The sequence below is a fragment of the Flavihumibacter cheonanensis genome (genome assembly GCF_022352215.1).
GTDB lineage: Bacteria > Bacteroidota > Bacteroidia > Chitinophagales > Chitinophagaceae > Flavihumibacter > Flavihumibacter cheonanensis.
Genome location: NZ_JAKRWF010000001.1, coordinates 1,695,361 through 1,712,375, shown reverse-complemented (window position 1 = coordinate 1,712,375; position 17,015 = coordinate 1,695,361). Strand labels below are relative to the sequence as shown.

16 protein-coding genes and 1 pseudogene are annotated in these 17,015 nt (G+C 43.2%); 14 read left to right on the top strand and 3 right to left on the bottom strand.

The window, feature by feature from the left end; genetic code table 11:
• The first annotated feature begins 6 nt into the window (after window positions 1–6).
• Window positions 7–1,704, top strand: a complete 1,698-nt coding sequence (locus MD536_RS07570) for a T9SS type A sorting domain-containing protein (protein ID WP_239597336.1) — start codon at window positions 7–9, stop codon at window positions 1,702–1,704.
• 319 nt (window positions 1,705–2,023) lie between these two features.
• Window positions 2,024–2,128, top strand: a pseudogene (locus MD536_RS22145) (hypothetical protein); the annotation flags it as partial.
• 292 nt (window positions 2,129–2,420) lie between these two features.
• Here the strand turns inward: MD536_RS22145 and MD536_RS07560 are convergent.
• Window positions 2,421–2,819 (bottom strand): hypothetical protein, encoded by a 399-nt coding sequence (locus tag MD536_RS07560; RefSeq protein ID WP_239597334.1) that lies wholly within the window; start codon window positions 2,817–2,819, stop codon window positions 2,421–2,423.
• A gap of 111 nt (window positions 2,820–2,930) precedes the next feature.
• Between MD536_RS07560 and MD536_RS07555 the strand changes: the two genes are divergently transcribed.
• The 12 genes from MD536_RS07555 (at window position 2,931) to MD536_RS07500 (ending at window position 13,741) form a co-directional block, all read left to right on the top strand.
• Window positions 2,931–3,341 (top strand): hypothetical protein, encoded by a 411-nt coding sequence (locus tag MD536_RS07555; protein WP_239597331.1) that lies wholly within the window; start codon window positions 2,931–2,933, stop codon window positions 3,339–3,341.
• Between the two features lie 77 nt (window positions 3,342–3,418).
• Window positions 3,419–3,742, top strand: a complete 324-nt coding sequence (locus MD536_RS07550) for a DUF4134 domain-containing protein (RefSeq protein WP_438839265.1) — start codon at window positions 3,419–3,421, stop codon at window positions 3,740–3,742.
• A 10-nt stretch (window positions 3,743–3,752) separates the two neighbouring features.
• Window positions 3,753–4,094 carry a DUF4133 domain-containing protein gene (locus tag MD536_RS07545; protein ID WP_239597328.1) on the top strand — a complete coding sequence of 114 codons (342 nt, stop codon included), beginning with the start codon at window positions 3,753–3,755 and terminating at the stop codon, window positions 4,092–4,094.
• Window positions 4,079–6,550: a TraG family conjugative transposon ATPase gene (locus tag MD536_RS07540; RefSeq protein WP_239597325.1), complete on the top strand. Its 2,472-nt coding sequence runs from the start codon at window positions 4,079–4,081 to the stop codon at window positions 6,548–6,550. Before MD536_RS07545 ends, MD536_RS07540 begins: the two co-directional genes overlap by 16 nt.
• Window positions 6,551–6,568: 18 nt before the next feature.
• Window positions 6,569–7,255 (top strand): conjugal transfer protein TraI, encoded by a 687-nt coding sequence (locus MD536_RS07535; protein WP_239597322.1) that lies wholly within the window; start codon window positions 6,569–6,571, stop codon window positions 7,253–7,255.
• An 11-nt stretch (window positions 7,256–7,266) separates the two neighbouring features.
• Window positions 7,267–7,875, top strand: coding sequence for a hypothetical protein (locus tag MD536_RS07530; protein ID WP_239597320.1), 609 nt, complete (start codon window positions 7,267–7,269; stop codon window positions 7,873–7,875).
• Window position 7,876: 1 nt separating this feature from the next.
• Window positions 7,877–8,515, top strand: a complete 639-nt coding sequence (locus MD536_RS07525; protein WP_239597318.1) for a TerB family tellurite resistance protein — start codon at window positions 7,877–7,879, stop codon at window positions 8,513–8,515.
• An 11-nt stretch (window positions 8,516–8,526) separates the two neighbouring features.
• Window positions 8,527–9,708, top strand: a complete 1,182-nt coding sequence (traJ, locus tag MD536_RS07520; protein WP_239597315.1) for a conjugative transposon protein TraJ — start codon at window positions 8,527–8,529, stop codon at window positions 9,706–9,708.
• A 23-nt stretch (window positions 9,709–9,731) separates the two neighbouring features.
• Window positions 9,732–10,370 carry a conjugative transposon protein TraK gene (traK, locus tag MD536_RS07515; protein WP_239597313.1) on the top strand — a complete coding sequence of 213 codons (639 nt, stop codon included), beginning with the start codon at window positions 9,732–9,734 and terminating at the stop codon, window positions 10,368–10,370.
• 456 nt (window positions 10,371–10,826) lie between these two features.
• A complete protein-coding gene (traM, locus tag MD536_RS07510) occupies window positions 10,827–12,080 on the top strand; it encodes a conjugative transposon protein TraM (protein WP_239597311.1) in 1,254 nt (417 codons plus the stop codon).
• A gap of 18 nt (window positions 12,081–12,098) precedes the next feature.
• The gene (locus MD536_RS07505) at window positions 12,099–12,905 is read left to right on the top strand and encodes a DUF8473 domain-containing protein (protein WP_239597309.1); all 807 of its coding nucleotides are present in this window, start codon (window positions 12,099–12,101) and stop codon (window positions 12,903–12,905) included.
• Between the two features lie 38 nt (window positions 12,906–12,943).
• Entirely contained in the window at window positions 12,944–13,741 is a 798-nt protein-coding gene (locus tag MD536_RS07500) for a hypothetical protein (RefSeq protein ID WP_239597306.1), read from the top strand.
• A gap of 38 nt (window positions 13,742–13,779) precedes the next feature.
• Here the strand turns inward: MD536_RS07500 and MD536_RS07495 are convergent, their stop codons facing one another.
• Together MD536_RS07495 and MD536_RS07490 are read right to left on the bottom strand one after the other, a co-directional pair.
• Window positions 13,780–14,316 (bottom strand): hypothetical protein, encoded by a 537-nt coding sequence (locus MD536_RS07495; protein WP_239597303.1) that lies wholly within the window; start codon window positions 14,314–14,316, stop codon window positions 13,780–13,782.
• A 421-nt stretch (window positions 14,317–14,737) separates the two neighbouring features.
• Window positions 14,738–17,011 carry a multicopper oxidase family protein gene (locus tag MD536_RS07490; protein WP_239597300.1) on the bottom strand — a complete coding sequence of 758 codons (2,274 nt, stop codon included), beginning with the start codon at window positions 17,009–17,011 and terminating at the stop codon, window positions 14,738–14,740.
• Window positions 17,012–17,015: the final 4 nt, after the last annotated feature.

Below are 17,015 nucleotides of genomic sequence, written 5' to 3'. Positions count from 1 at the left end.
TTCAATATGAAAAGATATCTTTTATTGCTTCTTTTAGGAGCCAGTCAACTTATGCATGCCCAAACATTGGAATATTCAAATTTGGGATACTCCTCCAGTATTTGTAATATATTCAATTCTCCTCCTTTAAAAGTAGTTAACGGCTTTAAGCATTACCCAGTATCTGGTGGCGTTACCTATTCTTCTGGATTAATATTAAAAACTAAAGGAGGATCTGATAATTCTAGTACATATGGAACAGCTTTTGCAATTGAATTTGATATAAAACAGAATTACAGATACAAAATTACAGTCACTTGTACCAAGTCCTCAATTGACAATAATTCTACTCCTGACTTAAAGATGCATACTGCTTTAGAATTGCCTGATCCAAGTGAAACATCTCCTGCATCTTGTGGTTCTGTTCCAGGTCCAAAATGGAATTTCCCTTCCGAGATAGGTAGTGCTGTAATCAATTCTACAGCTTCTAAATCTTATTTAGTAGTTAATAATTTTATCTCATCTTTAAATGACAACTATTTTATTGTTACAGCATCTGCTGGATCTACCTCTGAAGTTTCAGAAGTAAAGATTACCAAAATCGTTATTGAGGAGTTTCCTCCTGTATCTTTTACAATACCTGCAACCATTATGGTTGGATGTGGACAATCGGCCATACAAAACATAAGTATCTCGAATGTGTACGGGACTTCAGGTGTTACAAATTATACGTGGAAACTAGGTCCGAATAATGGTTGGCTGTATGGCGGTGTTGACGCTCCTCAAATAATTTCAACAGGCACTTCACCCAATATTGAACTTACTCAAAAGTGTGGCGCAAAATTAAATCCAATAATTGTTGATGTGACTGTTGGTTCAACAGTTTATTCTACTAATCAGTTAGTAACTACTGTCAGCCTTCCATCAATGAGTATATCAGATCCTGGGTCATTTTGTTCTGGATCTAAACAAGTACAAGTAGTTGGATTGCCTTGCAACACAACAGTTGAGTGGTCATCCCAGCCTACAGGAGTTGTACAGATCTCATCTTCTAATAATATTGCTACCCTTACTAAAGTAGGGAGTGGTACAGTAACAATATCTGCATCCTTCACAGCTTGTGGTACATCTGTTACGAAATATAGAACAATTACGGTTGGTGTTCCAAATGTACCAGAATTTATCAATGTGTATGGTAATGGAGCAGATGATCCTATGTGTTTAAATCCTGGTGGGTACCGTGCTGAAGCGGTAATGACTGGAGGAACAAGCGATCAATATGAATGGTTTCTTTGGAGTGGTATTACCTCAAGTGCAAGTGGAGGAAATAATCCGTTTATTTTAGGGGCTACTGGATTTGATATTCCGATTACTATTTCATCCAGTTTTAGCTCTGGTTATATTCGTGTAAGAACAATAAATGCTTGCGGTTATAGTTCAGCTGTTTTTTTAGAGGTTAGCACTCTTTGTGGGCAATTAAAATCAAATTTTGCAATCTATCCAAACCCTTCCTTTAGTGATTTTAAAATTGAAAGAAAAAATCAGGATGAATTTATCCAACAAGTTGAATTGGTTGATCAAAGTGGAAATATTATAAAAAAGTATTCAGTTCCTGAAAAATCACAAACATTCACAATCTCATTAAGAGACTTCAGACCAGGTTCATATTATGTACGAATTTTTAATGGTGTAAGTTGGGAGGTCAAGCCTATCTCATTAAGATAATATATATACTATAAAAGTCACCTTAATGGTGACTTTTATAGTATAGTATGACATTCAAAATTGTGAAGTTTATTTAGCAATAAATGAAATATATCAAAATGGTGAATTATTATTATAAAAACTAAGGTTTTAGAATAAAGATGAATTACTAAGTGACAAACGGTTGTTCATATTTACAAAATTTGGAAGAGGGAAAAATTACCCCCGCTGAAGGTTCGAAAAGAAACGTATTTTATAAATCACTATCTAATACGATTATGATCTAAAGGGTTAGTAAAATAGCTCATTTCGATTTCATGATTGATCTGGTGATTTCTACCATGTCTTTAATAGAATCCGATTAAGAAAGAAAAATAGGACCCAATTGTTGGATCTCCTAAAGGAAAAAGTAGTCGCCAAAATGGATGAGCTGGATTTTTGGTAAATAAAAATAGCTTATAATTATGTTATCGACATATATAGAAAACATATCGAAAAAAAGTATAAATATGTACACGATAGCTACGTGATCGGCAAAAATGTCTAATACATGTAAACATTATTTAAAAATATGTACATATGTAATAAACCTGTCGATGATATAAACATGAACTGGAATCATCCAAACCTTTCATATAATACGTGGCCGGATTTGCAAACAAAAATAAGTTAAAATACACCGCCATATTTAGTCTGCAAAATGGATGAACTGGATATTCGGTGGACAGGCCTCGCTGCTAATTTTTATGCGCCTGTAAGGCATAATAGGTAAGCCTGAGTTTATTGGCATTGGGCTTTAGTTGTTGAAGTACGTGTATGTGCTCAGGATTTACAAGCAACCAATTGACGAGTTGTTCTAATTCATATTTTGATATGGCATTTAGTTCTCGTTTTACCAACCAGCCACTTACAACCCATAATTCCATTAATTCATCGTATTTATCTAAATAGGACTCAGGCGTAAAATCAATATTGCGCTCATATTCTGTGAGTACTTCAAAAAGTTCCATATTCTCATCCTTTTCTAAAATCCAATTATCTAATTCATCGGCTTCGATTTCAGTTAGAGCATTATTGAGATAGCCAATAATTAAGCCTGCGATGCGAACTGGCATTTGGAGTGGTGTATTGTCCATAAGAGAAGGTTTTCATTAAGTTACTATTTTATTTTATTTCTCCCAAGTTGGGAGGAACTATTGAAAAATCGCTTTTCATCCTCCCCATATTTGTGTGGTAACGCGATGGTCATGTTAGGTGCTATTTCCTGGGGACAATTTCTATATTTTTTACTCGGCTGTTTGGCTGGTTATTATGCAGTCCTCTGCTGGAAATATTACCGGACCTCATTACTGAATTGGTGGAAAGCCAAACGGGCTCGTTCCACTCCAGAACAAGATTCCACGCGTATTGAACTGGAGGATCAGTTTGCGGCTGCCAATCAATGTGCCAATCGGATCCGCGGATTATTAGATGGGCCTGAAACAAATCAAACAGAAGCTGAAATACTTGTATCCATACAACAACTATTACGGGATTATGGCTGGTTAAAAGGCACGCCATTTCAGGTAGCCATTAACAACCTGCTTATGTATGGATTCGAGCAACGATTCGACCGGCCATTGGAAGAGAATGAACTGGAGTTGTGTTGGATAGGGTGAGGGGTAGAAAGTCCTGGGGCCCTTGGCTCCGTAGGTTGAGGGTTCCCAGGCATTTTTAATGGTGAAATTCATGATGTATGCAACAAAGAAATAAAAAGCGGCGATTCGCTGTACGACTGAGTAGTTGGTTGTTAGGGTGTATGGTTAGTGTTGCCGGGCAGGCACAGGATGGTATTGCTGGTATCGAGGAGGCTAATACGAAAGTACGGGGCTACTTCGATGCCGGCACCAACCTGATGTACGCGGTCGGTGCTATCCTGGGATTGATTGGTGCCGTTAAAGTGTACCAGAAATGGAATGCCGGAGATCCCGACACCGGAAAAGTGGCAGCCGCCTGGTTTGGGTCCTGTGTTTTTTTGGTAGTCGTTGCTACGGTGATTAAATCCTTCTTTGGCATTTAAGAAGTACCACATGGCAAGCAGTGTCTATACCATCAACAAGGGCATCAACAAGCCGATTGAATTTAAGGGATTCAAGGCCCAATACATTTGGTACCTGGGTGGTGGATTGCTGCTATTATTAATTCTCTTTGCGATTTTATACATCACCGGACTCTCGCCCTTTCTATGTATTGGTATTGTCGGTGCACTGGGAGTAGTGCTTGTTAATAAGATTCGTAGGTGGAGTAACGATTATGGGGAGCATGGGTTGATGAAAAAACTGGCCAGTAAAAAGGTGCCTGCTGTTGTTCGTGTTCGCACGCGACTATTGTTTATTAGTCCTGAAAACTACCTTCCATGGAAGCAACATTAGCCACCTATTTTCCCATTTTGGGAGTGGAAAAGGATTGCATCTTATCCCGACAAGGGGCCGTGAGTGTAGTCTATGAAACAACCCTGCCGGAGGTTTTCACACTTTCCAATGAGGAGTATGAATCATTTCATCAAACCTGGATCAAGGCCATCAAGCTGCTTCCGAAGCAAACGGTGTTTCACAAACAGGATTGGTTTGTAGCAGCTCGTTTTCAACCCGCTTTTGGAAAAGAGGACCGCAGTTTTTTTGGACAGAGCAGTGATCGATTCTTTTATGAACGACCTTATTTGGATCATCGTTGTTATATCATATTGACCCGGCGGTTGAATGAACGACGATCGTCTACTTCCTTGTTCTCGTTGTTGTGCCGACCGCACCTGGTTCCACCGGAATTGCTGCATCCTACCAAACTACAAGATTTTCTAGATGGTTGTGGTCAATTTCAACGGGTAATGGAAGACAGTGGGTATGTGCGTCTGCGTCGGGTGTTGGAAAAAGAATTGATCAGTACCCACCAACGTGCTGGTTTGTTGGAGCAGTACTGTTTTTTGCAAGAGGAGGCTGCTTCGCATCCCATCATGGCCGATATCCAATTCCGGGAACAACTGCAAATCGGATCCAAGTATTGCCAGCTCTATACCTTGGGAGATGTGGTGGATCTGCCGGGGGTATGTGGTAGTCGCATCAATTACGATCGGTATTCCACGGACCGGACCAAGTTCAGTGTGGGTTTTGCTTCTGTATTGGGCCAACTCTTGCCCTGCAATCATATCTACAACCAGTTTTTGTTTTTGGAGGATCCGCAGAAAATGATGCAGCAGTTGGAAAGTAAGCGGTTGCGCTTGCAATCGCTGGCAGCTTATTCTAGAGAGAATGCACTAGCCCGGGAAGCCACTAATGAATTTTTAAATGAAGCCATTAGTCAGCAACGACAACCTGTGAAAGCACATTTCAATTTGCTGGTTTGGACAGAGGAGAAAGAGGAGTTGAAGCAATTGAAAAACCTGGTATCAAGTGCCCTTGCCCAGATGGATGCGACACCGAAGCAAGAGCTGGACGGAGCGCCGCAAATCCACTGGGCGGGCCTACCGGGGAATGCCGCTGATTTTCCCATGAATGAGACCTTTGATACGTTCGTGGAACAGGCTACTTGTTTTTTAAACCTGGAAACTGCTTATCAAAGCTCGCTTAGCTCCATAGGCATTAGGTTGGGCGATCGCTTAACTGGAAGACCCATACAAGTGGATATTTCAGATGAGCCGATGAAGCGGGGATTAATTACCAATCGAAACAAATTCATTCTGGGGCCTAGCGGAAGTGGTAAATCCTTTTTCACCAATCACATGGTGCGCTCCTATTATGAACAGGGTACACATGTCGTGCTGGTAGATGTGGGTCATAGCTATAAGGGTTTGTGCGATCTGGTGAAAGGGTATTATTTCACATACTCGGAAAAAGCACCCATCCGGTTTAATCCGTTTTACATTGGGCAGGGAGATGAACTGGACACCGAGAAAAAGGAAAGTATCAAAACCCTGCTACTGGCACTATGGAAAAAAGACAACGAGACCTTTGGCAGAAGTGAGTACGTGGCCTTGTCGAATGCCTTGCAACTGTACTTTGAGTATGTGGGTAACAACAAGGAAGTATTTCCCTGCTTCAATAGTTTCTATGAGTTCCTGCAGGCACAGTTTGTTCCCTTGTTAAAAGAGCAGGCTGTGAAGGAAAAGGATTTTGATGTTTCTAATTTTTTGTATGTATTGCGGCCCTATTACAAGGGGGGAGAATTTGATTATTTGTTGAATGCCACCGAGCAACTGGATTTATTGCAGCAACCCTTTATTGTATTTGAACTGGATAATATCAAAGACCATCCGATTTTGTTTCCGGTCGTTACGTTGATCATTATGGAGGTGTTCATTGCAAAAATGCGCAAACTTAAAGGTATTCGGAAGATGATTTTAATTGAAGAAGCCTGGAAAGCGATCGCAAAGGAAGGGATGGCCGAATACATCAAGTACCTGTTTAAAACGGTGCGCAAGTTTTTTGGTGAAGCGATTGTGGTTACTCAGGAAGTAGAGGATATTATTTCTTCTCCAGTGGTGAAGCAAGCCATCATCAACAACAGTGATTGCAAGATCTTGCTGGACCAGAGTAAGTACCAAAACAAATTTGATCAAATCCAGGAACTATTAGGACTAACCGAAAAAGAAAAGGCGCAGGTGCTAAGTGTAAACAAAGCCAATGATCCGAGTAAAAAGTACAAAGAAGTATTCATCAGTTTGGGAGGCGTTTTATCCAAAGTGTATCGAACGGAAGTTTCATTGGAGGAATACCTGGTGTATACGACGGAAGAAACAGAAAAAATGCAGGTGCAGGCCTATGCGGCAAAATACGGTGGCATACAAGAGGGGATCAAGATCCTGGCGAGTGAGTGGCGGGAAAAAATAAAGTAAACACTAAAACGGGTGTGTATGAAAAAGAAGGGTAGGCTGTTGGTGGTTGTTCTCTTAACCAGTTTAAGTACGATCGTACCCAGCCAATCTGCCCAGGCTGCTTGGTGGGAAGTAGTCCGGCAGGTGGTGATTAAGGTCATACTGGCGATTGATGCCCAAGTACAGCGCCTTCAAAATAAAACGATTGGTTTGCAGAATGCACAGAAAGCACTCGAGAATACATTGTCCAAATTAAAGCTGGAAGAAATTGGTGATTGGGGCGAGAAGCAACGGAAGTTGTATGCCTCGTATTACGAAGAGCTCTGGAAGGTAAAAAATGCACTAGCGACTTACAAAAAGGTAAAGGAATTAATCGAAACCCAACGGGCCTTAGTGAAAAGTTACCAGCGAGCGTATCAATTGTTCCGGCAGGATGAGCATTTTACACCCCAGGAAATCGAATACATGGGATTGGTGTATAGTGGTATGCTTGCCAAAAGTTTGGAAACTGTCGATCAGCTTTTGCAAGTGGTACAATCCTTTACAGTTCAAATGAGTGACGGAGAGCGTTGGAAGATTATTGATCAAGCGGCTGCAGATATGACAGTATTACTAAGTGACCTGCGTCGTTTCAATCAGGAAAATGTGCTCTTATCGGTGCAACGTTCCAAAGACAAGGTTACCCTGCAACGCGTACGAATGTTATACGGTATTTCAAGTAATTAAATCGGACTACTATGGTACGAGTATGGATTCTCCTGCTAAGCTTCTGCTTACTGGGTCAGGTGGTGCATGCCCAAGCAAAACTGCAACCGTTGATCAAACGGATTGCGCTGCTACAGGTTTACCTGAGCTACGTGAAAAAAGGATACCGGGTGGTGCAGGGGGGACTTCGGTTCATTGGCGATGTGAAAAACGGAGAGTTTTCGTTGCACACGGATTATCTGGGTTCCTGGGGAGCGGTTAATCCGGCTATTCGAAAGGGGCAACTAACTCTGGCTTGTATTCAACTGCAGCAACAGTTGATTCGACGCTGCTTTGCACTCAGTCGCCAGGCCCAAGCTTCGACCATGTTGGCGGATCGGGAAGCGGTCCAGCAAACGATCGGTGTGGTACTGCAAGAAGTAGAGTTGGGTGTACGTGCGTTAGGGCACTGGATTGAAGCGGCGCAATTGAAAGCAACCGATGAAGACCGTCTCACTGCCATTCACTTGTTGTACCAGCAACTGATGGAACTAAGTCAGTTTCTGGACACCTATCAAACCGATTGGCAACTGCTGCAAATGCAGCGTCAACGAGCACAGCAATCCATTCAATCCACCAGGGCAATCCATTCAATCCAGTAATATGAAGCGACTACTTTTTTTCTTCTTCAGTGCAAGTATGTGGCTGATGCCACTGCCTACTCAGGCACAAGTGCAAGAAGCTATGCAACTAGCCTTGAACATTCAGAAGCTCAATCAGCTCCGAAAAATCCTACAGAACATGTACGATGGGTATCAGATTCTGATGAAGGGCTACAACCGGGTCAAGGGGATAGCAGAGGGGAATTTTCAATTGCATGATTTGTTCCTGGATGGATTGCTACAGGTGAGTCCGACCGTTCGAAACTACCACAAAATAGGAGCTATCATTGCTAGTCAGAAACGGCTACTCCAATCAGCCAAGCAGTTAGTGGATGAGGCCCGTGGCAGTGATCGATTCAGTCTGGAAGAATTGGACTATTTCAGTAAGGTGATGGAGCGTCTGGGGAAATCAAGTTGGGATAATTTGGATGCGTTACTAATGGTGGTAACAGCTCGGCAGCTGCGCATGACGGATGCGGAACGATTGGAAGCCATTGATCGGATTTATGTTACCGTACAGGATCAATTGCAGTTTCTACAAGCCTTTACCAAAGAAGCACAAGTAGTGGCAAAACAACGGGAAAGGTTGCAGGAGTCGAACCGGCGGGTTCAACAGTGGCATGGTATACGACCGGAATAAAAATTGAAGCTATGAAAGCAGCGCATGTAATCAGCTTGGTTGGGATGTTCCTGGGTGTGGGTGTACAATTTACCAGTCAGGCGCAGGGGGTGGCAGGAGAAATTCGGGGCTTACACGGCGTGCTGGATCAACTCTACCGTGAGATGTTGCCACTCTGTAGTCAGTTAATAGGAGTGGGGCAGGGGATTGCAGGGTTTGCGGCCTTGTATTACATCGCAGCACGGGTTTGGCGGCATTTGGCAAATGCAGAGCCGATTGATTTTTATCCCTTGTTTCGGCCTTTTGTGTTGGGCATGGCGATTTTGTTGTTTCCACATGTGGTGGGGCTGATCAACGGGGTACTGCAGCCCACCGTGAGTGGTACCAGCGCTTTGGTAGATAACAGTAATCAGGCAATTGAAGTATTGTTGGCCAAAAAAGAAGCTGCCATTCGCAATTCCGATGTCTGGCAAATGTATGTGGGTGCTAGTGGTGCGGGTGATCGGGACCGGTGGTACCGCTATACCCATCCGGAAGATCCAACGGGAACAGGAGAGGGTATGTTTGAATCGGTCGGCAATGACATCAAATTTGCCATGGCAAAAGCATCCTATAATTTTCGGAACTCCATCAAGGAATGGATGAGTGAGGTGCTGGCATTGATCTATGAAGCAGCAGCACTCTGCATCAATACCCTACGGACGTTTTTTCTTATTGTTCTGGCGATTCTGGGTCCGTTGGTATTTGGGCTGGCGGTTTTTGATGGGTTGCAACATACGCTTACGGTTTGGATTGCCCGGTACATCAATATATTTCTGTGGTTACCGGTTGCCAATATTTTTGGCGGGATCCTGGGTAAGATTCAGGAGCAAATGATTGCGCTGGATATTGAGCAAATCGGAGCGGCGGGAGATACGTTTTTCAGTGCCACCGATAGTGCCTATTTGATTTTTTTGGTAATTGGCATCGTTGGCTATTTTTCGGTACCGAGTGTAGCCAACTACATTGTGCATGCAGGTGGAGGCAATGCCATTTTGTACAAAGTTTCCAGTTTGTTTAGTGCCTCTAGTCGGGGAATGGTACAATCCACGCTTGGTACAGGTACTTCGATGGTGCGGGATGTCTATGGCGAGGTAAAAAATGCCACATCTGGAAGTATGGCTGGTGCAGGTCAATCTGGTGGCTATTTTGCAGACAAGGTGGCAGGCAAGTAACAAGCAAGTTTGAGTTAAATCGTGTGAAAGAGGAGGAGGGTAAAATGTTTAAGCAATTGCAACAATTGGATACGGCATTTCGGTATGTACGTGGTTTTACATTGCTGATTATAGCATCCTGTATGGGATTGTCTGCCTGGGTGGTCTGGTCGGCTCAACAAACCAGTCGTCAATTACAGGATAAGATTTATATCCTCAGCAATGAAAAAGCATTGGAGGCTGTGGCAGAGACAAGACAATCCAATCTGCCGGTAGAAGCGCGGGATCATGTACGTAGTTTTCATGAAGCTTTTTTTCGCTTGGATCCGGATGAAAAGGTGATCCAACAAACGATTGCCAAAGCCTTGTACCTGGCCGATGAATCAGCCAAACAACAATACGATAACTTAAAAGAACAGGGTTTTTATCGGCAACTGATAGCAGGCAATATCAGTCAGCACATTGCTATTGATAGTGTCTTGGTTCAAACCGAGATCCCCCCTTATTATTTCCGGTGTTATGCTTCGCAACAAATCATCCGAACCAGCAGTGTCCTCTACCGAAAATTGATAACGGACGGTTACTTACGATTGGTTCGAAGATCGGATCACAATCCACATGGTTTTTTAATTGAACGCTGGCGAATTCTGGAGAATCCGGATATCCGTCGCAGCGCTCGTTAAACTTTTTTGTATGAAAAAAAACTGGTTAAAACATGTAGGAAACACTAAACAGCCTTGGTGGGAAGAGCAGCTAGAACGTTGGGTTTTTCAGTTCCTTCAATGGCAATGGTGGGTTTCCTATAAACTCCAACAACGGATGCATCGATTATCCCTGGCCGACCAGCGAAGGGTATGGCTCTTCTACGTGGTAGGGTTTAGTTGTTGTATAAGCGTTGTATTGGTCAAACCTTTTCTAAAGGAGGAGGCATCTCATGGGTTAGCGCACTGGATACCCATGATCACTCGTACAGGAAGTGTGCCCATAGCAATTAAGCAACATCAATGGATCTTGTTTCCGCCTCTCTATTCCCGTTTTTCAGCTGCATTTGACGGTGTTGTCATATCACCATCCTCCTTTCCCGTCCATTCATTGAATAGAACGAAATCCTATTATCAATCAGTAAAGCAAGATAGTATATGCAAACCATGACCATACGTGCCAGGCGCACACAAAAAGCATTGTTTTTTTTGCCGTTAATAATCACTCCCTTTTTATGTCTCGCCTTTTGGGCGGCAGGTGGAGGACAAGGAACTGTAACCAATTCCGGCCCTACTGTCAAAGGCCTCAATTTTCAACTGCCGGATCCTTTCTTTACAGAGAATAAAGAGTTGGATAAGTGGGCATATTACGCACAGGAGGATGCGTTGGATAAGAAGGAAGCCGCAGCCAAGCGGAAAGAGCGGTATTGGGATCGTGAATCGGCTGCTGATCAAGAAACCCTTGAAGCGGACCCTTCAGCTAAAAATGAGCAAGCATTTTCCAACAGCAAACGAAGTGCTGCTCGTCAGCTTTCGAAAAAAGCGTCAACGGATCAACAATCAGAAAGACTATTAAAAAAAATAGCAGAGCTGGAACAAAGTTTGGCAGCTCCAACCGAAAACTTCGAATCCAAGGAGGTACTTACTCCTACTGTGCTGCCCCATTCGCAAGAAATGACGGAGTTGAATGGGATGATGCAAGCTATTCAAGAAGCAGGCGCTTCACCGGATACTGAGATGGACCGGTTGGATAGTATGCTGGATAAGATTTTGAGAATTCAGCAAGGGAATTGGGACGAGGATGAGAGCCGTCCAATGGCAAAGGAAACTAGTGAACGAACTGAAAAACCGCTCGGTGTAACTGAGGTGCTCCCTGCTAACGCTGCTCAAGTGGAGGAACAAGCGAGTCCGTCATCCTATTTCTTTTCAGCTACTGAAATCCTGATATCCTCCAACAACCAAAGTCCTCAAGCGATGGTATACGGAGAGCAGGTATTGGTGCCTGGGGCAGCTGTTCATTTGTTGTTATTGGATACTATTCGGCAAGGTACTACGCATATACCAGCTTTTACCAGTTTCTATGGTACAACCAGTTTACAGGGAGATCGCTTGCAAATTGTTGGTAAAACGATGCTTGGTTCCGGGCATTGGCAATCTATCTCCTGGCAGGTGGTGGATATGGATGGATTAGCCGGGATTGCAGTTCCTGCTTCGCTTACAAGGGAATCGTTACGGCAAAGTGCGGGACAGGCCGTGCAAGGAATTGATTTGCTAGGAGGTATTAATCCTTCCCTATCCATGCAGGCGGCAACGGCAGGTATCCAGGCTGCAAAAACCATGTTGGCAAAGCGTACCCGGCAAGTGAAGGTAAACCTGCCATCCGGCTATCGGGTTTGGCTTCAAATTAAATAATCCTTTCAATATATAACCATGATTCGAATAAGTGTATTGCTGATTGTTAGTTTTCTCATTGGGTATTGTGTGTCAGCACAGGAAACTACAACTCCCCTGCTTCAGATTAGCCATAGGGCAACGACTACGGTGGTATTTCCGGCAGCTATTAAAGAACTGGATATCGGCAGTCGTGAGGTGGTATGCAAACGGGTAGCCGATAAGCCCAACTGTATTTGGATCAAGGCAGTTTCGGAACATCTGCAGCCAACCAACATTACCATTTTCACTAGTAAGGATCGATTGTATGTGTTGAAGGTTGCCTATAGTGAAGCACCTGCGACCTGGGTATTGAAGGTAGATACTTCTCATGCGATGTTAATAGAAGGGATGTCAGTAAAGGGAAAGCAGCCCGAACAGGTTGAGGAGGTTTCCCAGAAAGATGAACGCCCCAAACAACGACAACGAGCAGTCCTAAAAAAAGCAAAACAAGGACTTCGCGCGACACTTAGGGATTGGGCGTACCAGGAGGGGAGCTATGCAATGGATTGGGAGCTTAGCAATCGGGCGGCTGTACCTTTTGAATTGGGACGGGTTCAATACTGGATAGTAACCGACAATAAATCCAAAAGAAGTGCCACCCAATCGGTAGCTGTTCCTGTACATGCCGTTCATCCAGAAACTACTGCTATTCAACAGGAGGGAAAACAACATGTCCTGGTAACAGTGCCCACCTTCTGGCTTACCAAAAACCAATACGCGAAAATAGTATGGATGGATAAGAAAGGAGAGCGGTACTTACAGGTGAGCATCAAACCCCGTCACCAACGGAAAATTAGCAAGTAGAAGAAAAATCAATTTGATCATTCAAAAAAATCTGTGTCATGAACGAGAAAAATTTAGAGTATCTCGCCAATCAGTTAAAGTATACCGGTTTTGGTGAATCGTTGCAAGAAAAGCTGAAAGAAAATATCAGTAAACAAGTTCCGGAATTTGTGTTGTATCACCAGGCGGAGTTCGGAAAGGACAGTGTAGCGGCAACCTTGCATTTTCGAAAATCCCCGGAAACCGATATGTACTTTTTCAATCGGTACAATGTGCTTTTAAAGTCCGAACAACATCCCGATCCCATTAAGCAGACATTTTATATGGCGAACAAAGAAGACAATATCACCTTCAAGGAGGGATACAATTTGCTTAGTGGTCGTGCCGTCCAGAAAACGCTTACGAATAAAGCAGGCGAAAAAGCGGAAGGCTGGGTACAACTGGATTTTAAGGAATTGGACAAACAAGGCAATTACAAACTGCGCTCCTTTTATCCTTCCTATGGGTACGATTTAGGGAACGTCCTATCGCAAGTACAACTTAAAGAATTGGAACGGCCGGAATCCAAAGAGGCGCTAATGGAAAGTTTGCAGCGAGGAAATCGGCAGGCGGTAACAATGGAAGTAGATGGATCGTTCAAGCGTTTCTTTATTGAGGCGGCACCGCAATACAAACAACTCAATTGGTATGATGAGCGACAAACAAGAATAAAAACACCAAGTTTTAATCAATCGTCTTCCCAGGAAATAACTACAAGGAATGAAATTAAAAAAAAGGAGGAAAGTAATCAAAAACAGTCATCTAAAGAAGAAGTCAAACCTAAATCAACTAGGAAGGGAAAGGGATTAGGGGTATAAATTGGCTAATTTTCTTGAATCCTCCATACATGCAGCAATTACGTATGGATATTAAATATCTGCACAACCTTGGAGCCAGTAAAATGCATTGTTGCTAAGGGTATCGGGTGTCTACAATCGCGCAATTGTAGGGCACCTGCGCTTGTGGCAGATGCGCAAACAAAAGGTAAAGTGGCTGTTGGGTGCATGGTGAAGCCATTACGGCGCTGGTATTCAGCTAAATAATTGTAAAACTGCGTACGTCCATAAGGGTTAGGATCGTTCTGTCTGTACCACTGCCACTGCAATTCCAGTGTCATCCCCTTGCGGCGGAGCGATTTGCTAATAGCGGGCAAAAGAGCCTGAAGACGAGTTAGCCGGTCTTCATCCGGAACAGTAGCTTCTTTAGGAGGGAAAAACAGCTGCTGAAGGGCAAGGTCATCATAGCCTTCAATTTCTTCCAACGTAAGACGCAACGTCTGGAACTTACGAACGTACAGCTTGATTACATTCCGGGATACTCCGGTAATCTGATGGGTCTTTTTACTTCCAATGCCCTGACAATAACATCGGATAATTTGCTTGATTTTACTCATACTGATTGGTTTATTAGCCATTCATTTTTCGGTTAGTAATCACCGAAAACTAGGCTAATCATAACCAACCTTAAGCCATCAATATCAGGGGGGCAGTTTGCACTGAAAACAGGGGGTCAGTTTGCACTGAACAAAAGGGGTCAGATTCCAGCGAAAACCGGGGGTCAGTTTGACCGGATTTTACACATCAGTGCACGTATTCGTTTCTCTCTATGTTTATCCTGTTTAATAATGTAGTTAACACTTGCGTTGGTGTCAAATTACACCCACAAGAATTTCAATAACTAAATTCTTGTGGGTGTAATTTGCTTTTTTCATAAATATTGGTTATACAGTTTTATATTATATTACAAGGATCTAATCTCTTCGGTGAGAAGATTACGCATCAGACCAGTAAATATCGTCGTTATGTTTATCCATCTTAATAGGTCAATGATAATCCGACACCCCATCCCATATCACTATCGTAGTGAGTGCGGATGCCGATGTTTTTGTTGATGATGTAACTAAGTTCCCCCATGTATTCAAAGTCCGTATTCACCATAAAGCCACCCCGTAATCTTTTGGATATAGGAATATCCTCTCTCATCATTTGCAACCGGACGATTCCATCGTGATATACCTCTGCCTGGAAGTTAACCAGCATCGGCAGCGTATAGATAAATCCTAAGCTAAACTGTCTGCGGGTGTCTTTCTCATTTCTTTGCCCAAACAAATTCTTTTCGTGCTCATCAATACCGAGTCTGCGGTAACGCCAGTCAAAACCTATGAATGGCATAAACCATTGCATTCTGCCCAAATACCTGCCTAAATGTGTTTCTACCTCGTAGCCGTGCATATCATTGTAACCTAAACGCCATTCCGAACTCAGGTTCCACCTCGTGTTTTGCAGCATTGCCGTTCCGTCATTTCCATTGGTGGCAAAGTCATTTTGCGCCATGAAATGTGGCATGTTGCTTTCCCGCTGTAAGGTTCTATAGGCTTTAGCCTTATCGGGTAAGTTGGGATTTTGGTAATCGCCTACAGCAAACACCCTGTTCATGCCCGACATCATGTGATACAAAATATGACAGTGAAAAAACCAGTCGCCCTCCGTATTTGCTGCGAACTCAAGGGTGTCTGTTTCCATCGGCATAATATCAATGATATTTTTAAGCGGTGAATGCTCTCCTTTACCGTTTAGCACCCTGAAATCAAATCCGTGCAGGTGCATGGGATGGCGCATCATGGAGTTGTTGTAAATCGTAATGCGCAGTATTTCACCTTTCTTGACAGGAATTTTATCCGTTTCAGAAAGTACCCTGTTGTCCATGCTCCAAACATAGCGGTTCATATTCCCGGTAAGGGTGAATTTTATGTTTTTTACAGGTGCATCTTTAGGTAGTGATGTGTTGTAGGGAGATTTGAGCATGGAATAATTTAAAGTAACAATATCTCCCAAAGCATTCGCATTATAACGGTTGGGGTCATTATCCATATTCATTCCGCCATGCTTACTATGGTCAGCCTTTTTTCCTGCTTCTCCTGTAATTTCGGGGTACATGACCACATTCATATCCATTTGGTTCAGGCTCATCTTCATACCCATATCGTCCAGGTCGCCGTTCATCTTCATCATATCGTTCATCATCTTCATCCCTTCAAAGTATTTCAGTCTCGGCAGCGGTGAAATAAGCTGCTTTACCCCATTACCGATAAAATAGCTTGCCGATTGTGTCCTGTCTTCGGTTGTCGCTAAAAATTCGTACGCCAAACCATCATCAGGAATAGTGACCACTATATCGTATGTTTCGGATACGGCAATAATTAACCTGTCCACCTCAACTGGCTCCACGTCGTTACCATCGTTTGCCACTACGGTAATTTTACCACCGGCGTAACGCAGCCAGAAATAAGAAGATGCACCGCCATTGGAGATACGAAGACGGACTTTATCCCCAGCCTTCAATGTTTTTCCATCCACCGACTTTAACTCCGGCGAATTGTTGCCATTCATAAGGATCTTATCATAATACACATCACTTACGTCCATTGCCAGCATCCGTTTCCACTCATTCTTTACTTTCACGCCTAATTTTCCTTCTCTGATAGCTTCAACGTATGACTGCGTTGCATTCTTTTTAATGGCAGCCCAATCATTGGCGTTGTGCAACATCCGGTTAATGTTGTTAGGGTTATAATTTGTCCATTCGCTCAGGACAATGGGTAAGGTGGGCAAATCGTCGATTCCTTTTCTAAAGGTCTTATCGTCTGCACGCTTGTTCATTATAAAACTGCCGTACATTCCGATTTGTTCCTGCAATCCTGAGTGCGAATGATACCAGTGTGTACCGTGCTGGATAATTGGGAAACGGTAGGTATAGGTAGTACCGGGCTTAATCGGCTGTTGCGTAAGATAGGGTACACCATCTTCTTTATTGGGCAGGAATACGCCATGCCAGTGTAATGATGTACTTTCCTTTAACAGGTTGTGTACTACAATTTCTGCAGTGTCTCCCTCGGTAAATGTAAGCGTGGGCATGGGTATTTGCCCGTTTACCGCAATCGCTCTCTTTTGCTTTCCTGCATAGTTTACCAGGGTATCTTTTACATACAGCTCGTAATGCACTACCTTCTGTGCAAACAGGGTTTGCGTGCAAAGCAGTATCAGTACTGTTTGCAGTATTTTTATGGGTATGTCTTTATATCTATTCATTATT